Genomic DNA, 10,885 nt, shown 5'->3' with positions numbered 1-10,885 from the left:
CAATACCCACCTGACGCCTGATCGGTGCACTGACCGTCGTAGTCGTAACATCGGCGCTATCGGTCGTTCCCGCTACCGCGCCATATCCCTGGCCTGCACGCCCCGATCCCGACGATCCATCGCCTTGCTGGCTTGACTGCTGTCCCGCGAAGCCATTGCTGACACTTGTGCTGCCCAAGCTGATGCCACTCGCCTGCATCGCTTCGCGCAATTTCGGCATCGCCGCCTCGACGGCGTCTCGAACCTGCGCATGGTCCGATACAAACAACGCATGCGCGTGATTGTCAGTGACCTGCAACATCACCTGTAACGGCCCCAGATCCTTCGGATTCAACGTCAGTGAAGCACTCGTCTGATTTGCATTCGACATGAACACGACCTTCTGGCTAAACGAGGTGTCCCAACCGCTCGACCCCACGTGTGGCGCAATCGACGCGCTGCTGGCCGCGTTCGCCGCACCTTGCACCGAAGTCCCACCCGTCGTCCCCGATGCCGCCTGTATCGCGCTGGCATTCGCCGCTGCGTCATTGGCTACCGCCGCACTCGCCTTATAGCCAGCCGCGCCATTGCCATCCTTCGCCGATGCGCCCGCAGCAAGCGCCGTCGCGTCAGCGGGCGTCGATGCAATGACAGCCGCACCCGAGCCTGACGCCGATGCCGTCGGATTCGCGTTCGTATCGACATTCTTGCCATCGCCCAGCGCCGCATTCGAGTCCACCGTGGTGCTCGTGCCGATCGCGCGACCGCCCTTCTTTCCGGCGCCGGAGCCATTGCCTGCGTCGCTCAACGTATTCGCGCTGTTCGAAGCAGAAGCAGAAGCCGCCGCCGCTGCCGCAACAACGGCCGGGTCGACAGGCGTTGTCGCTGCGCCCTGCGAATTCGCCATGGCGGCGAGCGCAGTTTGCAACGCGTCACCGGTCGATTTCGTATCGCTGGATTTGTGCGTCGAGTCAGGGGTATCGGTGGACGAAGTCGCGTCGGTACTTGCCGATGCCGATGCCGCCGCCAACTCAGCGAGGGTCGTGGCCGGGTCGGCCGCCGTATCCGCGACGGTTCCCGCCTTCGACATCTGCGCCTTGGCCGCAGCGATCGCCGCCGCGGCCTTGTCGTTTGCCGATGCAGACGCGCCATGATTCGCCGAAGCCTGAGCCGTAGTGCCGGCCTTCGTGTTCTTGTCGGACGCAGTGCTTTCATTCGCGCCCGAAGCCGGCGACGCGTTCTGATTCCCGGCCGTTGCCGTTTTGGTACTGTCGGCCGTTTTATCCTGATTGGTTGATGCGGCGGCATCGGCCTGGGATGGGTCGGGAACGCTTCCCGGCGAAGCGGCGGTTGAGGCCGAGGGAGCCGCAGACGGAGTGGGAGCGGGAGCCGGCTCGGGAGACGAAGCCGTCGACGCGGCGGCGAGTGCTTTCGCTTGAGCCTGTGCCTGTGCCTGTGCATCGGCCTGCGCCTGTGCTTGTATCCTTGCCTGCGCTGCCGCTTGCTCGTTCGCCTGCTCAGTAATATTGCGCAAGGTCGAACCAAACGACGCCGCAGCATTCTCGCTCGCACTCAATGCCGCTGCACTTTGCGACAAGGCGGACGTGGCGCCGGTGCCGAGTAACGCGCTGGTAGAAATTACAGTCGACATTGAAAACCCCGTTGTATCGTGTTCAGGATAAAAATAGTGGACGCTCAAGCCCTTTCGGCGCGCATCCGGAGCATCTTGGCGGAATGTTCGTCGGACTCGCGCTGTTCCACGCGCGCTTCCTGTTTCGCCTTCACGGCCTCGCCGCGCGCCGCCAGTACTTCGTACGAGCCCAGCTTCTGCTTGCGCTGCTGCCATTCGGGCTTCGCCGCTTCCAGCCGATTGTTCGCGGCGCTCACCAAGCCACGCTGCTGGTTGATGGCGGCATCGAGCGTATCGACGAAAGCCTGGAAATTGCGCAGCGTCTGCGCGGTCGTGCCAACTTGAGCCGATGCCGTAAAACGCGCGTGATACTCATCGCGATACGTCACGAGCGAGTCCAACTGAGCTTGCGCTTCGTTGCGCTCCTGCTGAAACTTGCCCAGCTTTTTCGTGGCAGCTTCGAGTTCTTCTTCCGCAAGACTGATCAGGGTCTGGATCGGCAAGTGGTTTGACATGGACTGGTTTTTCCCCGTTTATTTTTATACGAACAGCTTTTCGAGCTGGGCGAGACTCGGTTCAAATTCCGCCTGCTCGCGGTAGCCTTGCTGCAAAAACGCTTCGATACGCGGATACAACGCGATCGCCCGGTCGAGCAGCGGATCCCGGCCCGTAGAATACGCGCCCACATTGATCAAATCGCGGTTGCGCTGGTATCGCGACAACATCTGCTTGAACAAACGCACCCGGTCCAAGTGTTTATCGTCGATTAGCGCCGTCATCGCGCGGCTAATGGAGGCCTCGATATCGATCGCCGGGTAATGACCGGCTTCGGCCAACGATCGCGACAATACAATATGACCGTCGAGAATCGCCCGCGCGGAATCGGCGATAGGATCCTGCTGATCGTCCCCTTCCGTCAAGACCGTGTAAAACGCCGTAATCGATCCGGCGCCTTCGCGGCCATTGCCGGTCCGTTCGACCAGCATCGGCAGCTTGGCAAACACCGACGGCGGATAACCCTTGGTTGCAGGCGGTTCGCCAATCGCTAGCGCGATTTCCCGCTGAGCCATCGCGTATCGCGTGAGCGAATCCATCAGCAGCAGAACGTGCTTGCCCTGGTCGCGGAAATACTCGGCCAGCGATGTCGCGTACGACGCACCCTGCATGCGCAGCAACGGCGAGACGTCGGCAGGCGCGGCCACCACGACCGCACGCGCGAGCCCCTCCTTGCCCAGGATCTGCTCGATAAATTCCTTGACCTCACGCCCCCGTTCGCCGATCAGCCCGATCACGATGACCTCGGCGCTGGTGTAGCGCGCCATCGTGCCCAGCAACACGGATTTGCCCACGCCCGATCCGGCAAACAGGCCCATGCGCTGGCCTCGCCCCACGGTCAGCAGCGCATTGATCGCGCGCACGCCGACGTCGAGTACTTTGTGAATCGGCTCGCGATTGAGCGGATTGATCGTCGGCGCGGTGAGCGGTGCATCGACCTTCGAGCCGAGCGGGCCCAGTCCGTCGAGCGGTTTGCCCGATGCATCGACCACGCGGCCGAGCATTTCCCAGCCGACCGGAAGGCGCTTGGCGCCGGCCATCGGATCGTTGATCGGTGCGCTTTCCAGCGGATACACGCGTGCGCCGGGCAGCAGGCCGGAGACTTCGGTGGTCGGCATCAGGAACAGCTTGTCGCCGGAAAAGCCGACGACTTCGGCTTCGGCCATCGGAATCGAGCTTCCGGGCGGCAGCTCGATCATGCATTCCGAGCCCACGCCCAGTTTCAATCCCACGGCCTCAAGGACCAGGCCCGCTGCGCGCGTCAACCGTCCGCACGAGCGCAGCGGCTTCGAGATCATGCTGCGTGCCTTGAGGGTTTCAAGTTGCGCGCGCCAGCCGTCGAGATGCGGGTTGTTCGCCATATCGGCGAGCTGGACGATGGTCTTGACCGCGATTTCTTCGGGCGTTGGATCGGCCTCTTCGTCGGTCGCGAGCGGTCCGAACGAAGCCCGCGCCAATTCCTGTTCGAGTTCGGTCAAGCCTTCCTGCGTGATGCGGCGCGCGGCGCTCGCCCCTTGCGCGGACGGGCCATGTACCGACGAATGCTGCGATGCGTGGCCCGGAGTCACCATGGTTGCGACCGCCCGAGCGCCGCTGCCACGCGCTCCCAGCGCGTGACATTGGTTGCATCGATTTCACCGCTCGCCGCCTGCGCCTTGCAGCCACCGCGTTCGATATCCGGATCGGTGCGCACCAGCCATCCCGCCGCCTGTAATTCTTCGAGCAAATAAGCTTCGACGATCGGCAAGTCCGCCGGATTCACCGTCAAATAGGGTGCACCGGACAGAGCCGGTTCAGCCGCGATCACCGTGCGCGCGACGGCCAGCAGCGCGGTCGGATCAAGTGCCAGATGCTGCAACACCACTTGCTGCGCGATATCGAGCGCGAGGGCAGTGAGCGCTTCGGCGACGACTGCGTCGGCGGCTTGCAGCGCGGTCTTGAACTGATCGGCCAGGGACGACAGCCGCGCGGCTTCTTGAGCAGCCAGGCGGCGCCCTTCGTTTAAACCTTTCTCATAGCCCTGGTCATAACCGGCCTTATAGCCCAACGCCTGACCGGCCACGTGACCGGACGCGAGGCCTTGCGCATGCGCTTCGTCACGGACACGGCGCAGGTGCTTTTCGAGCGCGGCCTGATCGGCGGCCGTTCGATCCGTAGGCACGGGATCGAACGACGCCATCTCCCAGCGCTGATACGCTGTCATGCGAGCCTTGTCGGTGGAAGCAGCATCAGACATATGCGTCCTCGGCCTTTCCGCCTAATTGAATCGCGCCGGTTTCGGCGAGATTGCGCACGATCTGCAGGATCTTGCGTTGCTGCGTTTCGACTTCCGAGAGCCGCACCGGACCGCGCGAATCGAGATCTTCGGCGAGCAGTTCGGCCGCACGCTGCGACATGTTCGCGAGGAACTTCTGGCGCAACGCCGGCTGCGCGCCTTTCAGCGACACAATCAGCGTCTCCGATTCGACTTCCTTCAGCAGCATCTGGATCGCGCGATCTTCCAGGTCGATCAGGTTTTCGAAGACGAACATCTGGTCGATGATCTTCTGCGCCAGTTCCTCGTCGAATGACCTCACATTTTCGATCACGGATTCCTCATGCGTCTTCTGCATGAAGTTGAGAATTTCCGCCGCCGTGCGGATGCCGCCCATCGGCGCGCGCTTCAGGTTGTCGCTGCCGGAAAGAAGGGTGGTCAGCACGTCGTCGAGTTCGCGCAACGCGGCCGGCTGAATGCCGTCGAGCGTCGCGATCCGCAGCAACACGTCGTTTCTCAACCGTTCGCTGAGCAACGCGACAATTTCGGAGGCCTGATCGCGGTCGAGGTGAACCAGGATCGTTGCGATGATCTGCGGATGTTCGTTCTTGATCAGCTCCGACACTGCCGCCGAATCCATCCATTTCAAGCCTTCGATACCGCTCGTATCGCTGCCCTGCAAAATCCGGTCGATCAGCGCGCCGGCCTTGGTTTCGCCGAGCGCCTTCGTGAGCACCGAACGAATGTATTCGTTCGAATCCAGCGAGAGCGCGGTGTGCTGCTCGGCTTCAGCGACGAATTCCGTCATCACGTTGTCGAGCTGTTCGCGCGTGACGTTTTTCAGTTGCGCCATGGTCGCGCCGATCTTTTGCACCTCACGCGGTCCGAGGTACTTGAAAACTTCAGCGGCTTCCTCCTCGCCAATCGACATCAGCAGGAGCGCGGCTTTATTGAGACCTTCAGCGTTCATCGGACACCCAGTTCTTGACGACGGTTGCTACGATTCGCGGATCCTGGCGCGCGACCATGCGTGCGTACTCAAGATTGCGATCGAACTTGGCCCTGTTGCTTTCGTGACCGAGCAGGCTGACCTCGGCATCCTTGTCTTCGTCGATCATGGGCTTCGGCATTGAAGGCCCATCGAGCAGCGAAAGTTCATCTGGCGGCGTGATTACGGGTTCCGGCGGCGGCGGGAACGCGCGGCGCATGGCCGGCTTGACCATGCTGAAGTACAGGAACAACCCCACGGCGCCGATCCCGGCGTACTTCGCGAGTTCGATGCCGCGCTCGATCATGTCCGGCGTGCGCCACCAGGGCAAATCAGGGACTACGTTCGTATCGACGAGGAAGGTGCTGTTGACCACGTTCACCGAGTCGCCGCGCTTTTCGTCGTAGCCCATGGCGTCCTTCACCAGTTGCTGGACTTGTTCGAGTTTGTCGGTGGTCAGCGGCTGCATGGTCACGTGACCCTTGGCATCGACGATCTTCATGTAGTTCACCACCACGCCCACCGACAAGCGCTTGATACCGCCGACCGGTTGCTCGTAGTGGCGCACTGTGCGGTCGACTTCGTAGTTGGTCGTCGTGTCCTTGCGTACATTGCCCGGCGGCGTCTTCGGGTCCGCTGCGCCAGCCGAAGCCGCGTCGATCGGTGCGGCTGAGGCTGCCGGCGGCGAATTCGACAACGCACCTGGCACGCCGCCCACGCTCGTTCCACCGGTTTCATGTGATTCGCTCGATTGCTGGCTGCGAATTGCGGTGGCTTGCGGATTGGCGTTCGGGCCGTAGCTTTCGGCGGTTTGCTCCATCTTCGCGAAATCGATATCCGCGCTGACCTGCGAGTGCGCATTGCCGGCGCCAAACAGCGGCGCGAGGATTGCATCGATACGGCTTTGCGTGTCGCGCTCGACCTGCTGCACATACTTCAGTTGCGACGCGTCAAGTCCGTTCGCAGTGCTTTGCTGCGTGAGGAGATTGCCGTCCTGATCGACGATGGTCACGTTCTTGACCGGCATGTCCGACACGCTCGACGCCACGATATGCTGGATCGCGATCGTCTGGCCCTCGTCGAGCGCGCGGCCCGGATAAAGGTTGAGCATGACGGACGCCGTCGGCAATTCCTTTTCGCGCACGAACACGGTGGCCTTCGGAATCGCGAGATGCACGCGCGCTTCACGCACCGACGAAATCGAGCCGATAGTCTTTTCCAGTTCCCCTTCCAGTGCGCGCTGATAGTTGACCTGCTCGGCGAACTGGCTGATGCCGAACTTCTGGTTGTCCATCAGTTCGAAGCCGACCGAACCGTTCTTCGGCAATCCCTGCGACGCGAGGCGCAAGCGTGTCTCGTGCACGGATTCGCTCGGAACCAGGATCGCGCCGCCCGACTCGGCGACCTTGTAGGGAATATTTCCGGCCTGGAGCGCGGCGACGATCGCCCCGCCATCGCGGTCGGAGAGATTGCTGAACAGCACACGGTAATCAGGCTGGCGCGACCACATGAAGAGGCCGGCCACTACCACCGCGAGAAGCGTCACAGCAATGATCAGCGGCATCCGCGGGTTGTTGCGGAACTGGTTGAGCATCGGCATCCGCTGGCTGAAACTGCCGCCGAAGTCCGAACCGCCGCCACCATAACCGGCGCCGCCTGGCGGTGCCGAGATCGACCCCGCGCCGCCCGCTGGCACGCTTGGCAAGCCCATGCGGGCGTCCGGGTTGATCAGGTTATTTGAGGAATCCATGCTTCGAGGCTCTCCGAGTCGTGCATTTTCTGTCAGGTGGGCCGGACTGTCCGGTCGAACTCACAGTCAGTTTCATGGAGTGAATTATCCGTAACGCCGGTCAAGTCGATTCAACGAACAGAAGCGGCTTTTGGCGCTCTTTCCCGGCTTAGCGAAATGGCGCCGCTGATAGACTTTTTCGTAATCGGTCAGGCCGCATGGCGACGCTCCCGGACTCCGGCGCACACGCCAGTCGTTGGCCCGGGACGGGCCTGGGTTCGCATGTCCCAGCCACAGCGCCGCCCATGCCTAGCGGCCGATTACCCCTTTCTCAAATGGAGTCATCATGAATTCGTCCATCAATCCGCTGAGTTCGGCGCTCCAGCAAATGCAAACCATGGCGACCCAGGCCGCCGGCGGCGCGGGCAATATCGCGAGCGGTAGTGTCGAACAGCAATCGGGCGCGGCCAGCGTGGGCAGTTTTGCCGACGCGCTGAAATCGTCGCTCGACAACATCAGCAGCGCGCAAAAAAGCGCGGGGAGCGAGGCGCAAGCGTTTGAAGTCGGCGCGCCAAACGTTTCGCTGAACGACACGATGGTGGACCTGCAGAAGGCCAACATTGGCATGCAGTTCGGCCTGCAGGTGCGCAACAAGCTGGTGTCGGCCTACAACGACATCATGAACATCTCGGTCTGACCGTTTCCGGCAGACCCCATTGTGTGCAGCATTGTTTCCGGAATTCTCCTTGCGACGCAAAGCCTCTCTAAAGCTTTCGCCGCTTTCTCCGATAACCGTAGTAAGCGCACGATGAACGCCCAGACAAATCGAAGGGTCCGGATTCGCAGGTCTGCATCGATAGACGCTGGTCCACGGAGTTAAGGGCGCAGCGGGCCAGATCGGCAACGAGTCGAGGCGTGTGACGCCGGCGACGACGACGGGAATCGCACTAGGAGAAGGACGGATGTTTTCGCAAGGACATGGGGGAGTGAACGCGTACGCTCGCGTCGGAGTACAGACGGGTGTCATGGGCGCGAGTCCCCACCGGCTCATCGTCATGTTGTATCAGGGCGCGCGGCAGGCCGTCGCCCAGGCGCGCATGCACGTTCAGCAGAACAACATCCCGGCGCGCGGCGAAGCGATCACCAAGGCGATCGTCATTGTCGAGCAGGGTTTGCAGCAGGCGCTTAACAAAGAGGGCGGCGGCGAGATCGCGGGACGGCTGGACGCGCTGTATTCCTACATGGCGCGCCGGTTGTTCGAGGCGAACCTTGAGCAAAACGAGCAGATGTTGGTCGAGGTGGACGGATTGCTGGCGACACTCGAAGGAGCGTGGCTGGGAATCGGGCCCGAAGTGGCAAAAATGGCTGCGGCGTGAAACCGCGAACAATGCCTGCATACAATGAAAACCACACAAGATTATTTCGCGCATTACGAAGCGATCGCCGCACTGTCCTCCTGCATGCTGGCTGCCGCGCGCAGCGGGCAATGGGGCGAACTGCGGACGATGCAGGTCGCGTATCGCGACCTGATTGAGGGCTTGAAGGAAGTCGATACGTGTTCGGAACTGGACGATCTCGACCGAGCGCGAAAACTGGATCTGGTGCGCCGGATTCTCGCCGATGACGCCGCCATCCGCGACCTCACCACTCCAAGCCTCGCGCGTTTGTCCATGCTGTTCACGGTCAACCGGTCTGCACAGGCCCTGAAAAAGATGATCGGCCTGCGCTAGACGTCTTTTCTGCACACGATGTTGCGCCCCACGGGCGTCTAAAAGGAAATGGGTATTATGGGTCTGGACTTCGCGATCGCTTCGCTGCTCGCCAACCCTACCGACATCCTGCTGTCAGCCATTGGGTCGTCGAGCGGTCCGACCACCGGGCCGACGACCACGCAGACCGGCACGTCGCAGCTTTACGTCAATACCCCGTCTACGGGTGCGCCCGCAGTATTCCCCAGTTCGCTACTCACGCCTGTTCCGTCGACGCAGACGCAGTTGAGCAGCGTCGCGCAAACGCTCGTTGCCATTTCCCGCTTCGGCGGCGAAACGACGCCTCCGTTGACCGGCGATACCCCGTTATGGCCGAGCGCACCGGTCCCGGCAAGCGCGTTCGCAAGCCTCAGTGAATCGATCTTTTCCTCACGCGGGGCGACCGCGGCCGATGGCGTCGATACGCCTGCGCCGCCCCTGGACGCGAACGAACTGGCAGGGACGCTCGCCAAGACGGTTGATGAAAGCGGGCTCTTTTACGAAGCGCATCTCGTCCAGTGGTTCAGCGGGCAACGCCCGCTTGCGTCGGTCGCGAGTGAGCCGCAGGCGCGGGCTGGCACTCCGGATTCCGATTTGCCTTCGTCGTCTTCGTCTTCGTCGCCTTCATCTTCATCTTCGTCGGGTTTCTCGTCGTTGCCTTCGGCTGGGTCAGCCGAGTCGGCCGAGCTTGCCGAGTCCCATCCTGCGCTGTGGGTCGATGAAACCTTGCTGACGAACACAGCGCCACGTACCAGCACCGACCCGAATAACCCCGTGCGCCTTGTGCAGATGCCGATGACTCCGCAGCAAGCCGCTTCGCTCGCGGCGAGCGTCCGGGGTATTTCAGCGAACGCATTTACGTCGACCTCGACCTCGACTTTGACTTCGGCATCGCCGGGAACGGCCGGGTCCGCCAGCGCCGCGCAAGGTCGCGATCCGGCCGTGCAGGCGTCGATCGCGGCGGGCATTGATCCGTCGACTATTCCGCTGGTTCGCCAGCAACTCGATTTGCTCGCCACCAATCAATTCCGATGGTCCGGCGAAGCTTGGCCCGGCGCGAAGTTCGACTGGGAAATCGAGCCGCATGACCGGGCTTCCTATGAGCGCGATGCGGGTGGCGCGGGGGATGCCGATCGCGCGTGGCGGACACGGGTGACGCTTTCGCTGCCGACGCTGGGCAATGTCGATGCCGATCTCGTGCTGACCGGTCAGCAGCTTGTGGTACGCCTGAACGCCAGTGGGCAGGGCGCAATACGCCTGGCCGCCGATAGCGACGGTTTTCGGCAACATCTGGAAGCGGCGGGATTGCAATTGGCGGGATTGACGGTGCGCGCGACGGATTCGCTTGCCGATGCCATCGCATTCAACGAAGTCCTGCCGGAAGGACCCTCGGAGTTCAGCACAGACGCGGCATCAGCCAGTGGCAGTGTGAACGGCACCGGCGGGAGCCGTCTTTGAGCAATCCAAACGATCCGCGTAGGCAGGCGACGGCGCTTGTCTACGACGCGAAAAGCGTTGAATCCGCGCCGCGCGTGGTCGCGAAAGGGTACGGGCTGATTGCAGACATGATCGTGCAGCGCGCCAAGGAGGCGGGCCTGTACGTGCACGAGTCGCCGGAGATGGTGTCGCTGTTGATGCAAGTCGATCTGGATGCGCGGATTCCGCCCGCGCTTTATCAGGCGGTTGCCGAGTTGTTGGCGTGGTTGTATCGGTTGGAAAATGGAGCGGATGCGGTTCCTCCGGAGGTTGCCGCGAGGAACGCGCGGCGTTAGGGGGGAGGGGGTGCTGCTCGCGGTGAGTGTGGGGGAGGTTTTGGGCGGTGCTGCTTGCGGCGAGTGTGGGGAGAGCATTGAGTCCTTCTGCTAGCGTGGTCGGTCTGCTTAAGTCGGATTTTCTTGCTTATTTCTGTTAGCCCCTGTTCGGGGCGGAACTTCATTTCTTTGGCAAACGCGCAAAGAAACGAAGCAAAGAAACGCGTTTTAAACCGCCAATTTTTAAGTGT

11 protein-coding genes are annotated in these 10,885 nt (G+C 62.0%); 5 read left to right on the top strand and 6 right to left on the bottom strand.

The features are described from left to right. From WCA53_RS09875 to fliF, 6 genes are all read right to left on the bottom strand, one after another. Positions 1–1,630: flagellar hook-length control protein FliK (locus WCA53_RS09875; RefSeq protein ID WP_423908548.1), on the bottom strand; the 1,630-nt coding region annotated here is incomplete at its 3' end. Between the two features lie 44 nt (positions 1,631–1,674). Next, positions 1,675–2,124 carry a flagellar export protein FliJ gene (fliJ, locus tag WCA53_RS09870; RefSeq protein WP_423908546.1) on the bottom strand — a complete coding sequence of 150 codons (450 nt, stop codon included), beginning with the start codon at positions 2,122–2,124 and terminating at the stop codon, positions 1,675–1,677. A 24-nt stretch (positions 2,125–2,148) separates the two neighbouring features. After that, positions 2,149–3,735 (bottom strand): flagellar protein export ATPase FliI, encoded by a 1,587-nt coding sequence (gene fliI / locus WCA53_RS09865; protein WP_423908544.1) that lies wholly within the window; start codon positions 3,733–3,735, stop codon positions 2,149–2,151. Further along, on the bottom strand, positions 3,729–4,400 hold the full coding sequence (fliH, locus tag WCA53_RS09860; RefSeq protein ID WP_423908542.1) for a flagellar assembly protein FliH: 672 nt from the start codon (positions 4,398–4,400) through the stop codon (positions 3,729–3,731). Before fliH ends, fliI begins: the two co-directional genes overlap by 7 nt. After that, the gene (gene fliG / locus WCA53_RS09855) at positions 4,393–5,388 is read right to left on the bottom strand and encodes a flagellar motor switch protein FliG (RefSeq protein ID WP_423908540.1); all 996 of its coding nucleotides are present in this window, start codon (positions 5,386–5,388) and stop codon (positions 4,393–4,395) included. Before fliG ends, fliH begins: the two co-directional genes overlap by 8 nt. Next, positions 5,378–7,156 carry a flagellar basal-body MS-ring/collar protein FliF gene (gene fliF, locus WCA53_RS09850; RefSeq protein WP_423908537.1) on the bottom strand — a complete coding sequence of 593 codons (1,779 nt, stop codon included), beginning with the start codon at positions 7,154–7,156 and terminating at the stop codon, positions 5,378–5,380. Before fliF ends, fliG begins: the two co-directional genes overlap by 11 nt. A gap of 325 nt (positions 7,157–7,481) precedes the next feature. Here fliF and fliE point away from each other — a divergent pair, with 325 nt between their 5' ends. The 5 genes from fliE to WCA53_RS09825 all read left to right on the top strand — a co-directional run bounded on the left by fliE (position 7,482) and on the right by WCA53_RS09825 (position 10,655). Then, positions 7,482–7,832, top strand: a complete 351-nt coding sequence (fliE, locus tag WCA53_RS09845) for a flagellar hook-basal body complex protein FliE (RefSeq protein ID WP_423908534.1) — start codon at positions 7,482–7,484, stop codon at positions 7,830–7,832. A gap of 265 nt (positions 7,833–8,097) precedes the next feature. Then, entirely contained in the window at positions 8,098–8,511 is a 414-nt protein-coding gene (gene fliS / locus WCA53_RS09840; protein WP_423908532.1) for a flagellar export chaperone FliS, read from the top strand. Positions 8,512–8,535: 24 nt separating this feature from the next. Then, positions 8,536–8,865, top strand: a complete 330-nt coding sequence (locus tag WCA53_RS09835; protein WP_423908530.1) for a flagellar protein FliT — start codon at positions 8,536–8,538, stop codon at positions 8,863–8,865. A 57-nt stretch (positions 8,866–8,922) separates the two neighbouring features. Then, entirely contained in the window at positions 8,923–10,341 is a 1,419-nt protein-coding gene (locus tag WCA53_RS09830) for a flagellar hook-length control protein FliK (protein ID WP_423908528.1), read from the top strand. Continuing rightward, positions 10,338–10,655, top strand: a complete 318-nt coding sequence (locus WCA53_RS09825) for an EscU/YscU/HrcU family type III secretion system export apparatus switch protein (RefSeq protein WP_423908526.1) — start codon at positions 10,338–10,340, stop codon at positions 10,653–10,655. The genes WCA53_RS09830 and WCA53_RS09825 overlap by 4 nt, the downstream gene beginning before the upstream one ends. The last annotated feature ends 230 nt before the right edge of the window (positions 10,656–10,885 follow it).

Source organism: Caballeronia sp. (assembly GCF_049581465.1).
Classification (GTDB): domain Bacteria; phylum Pseudomonadota; class Gammaproteobacteria; order Burkholderiales; family Burkholderiaceae; genus Caballeronia.
Note: the sequence above shows the minus strand (reverse complement) of the source record. Positions and strands in the feature narration are given on the sequence as shown.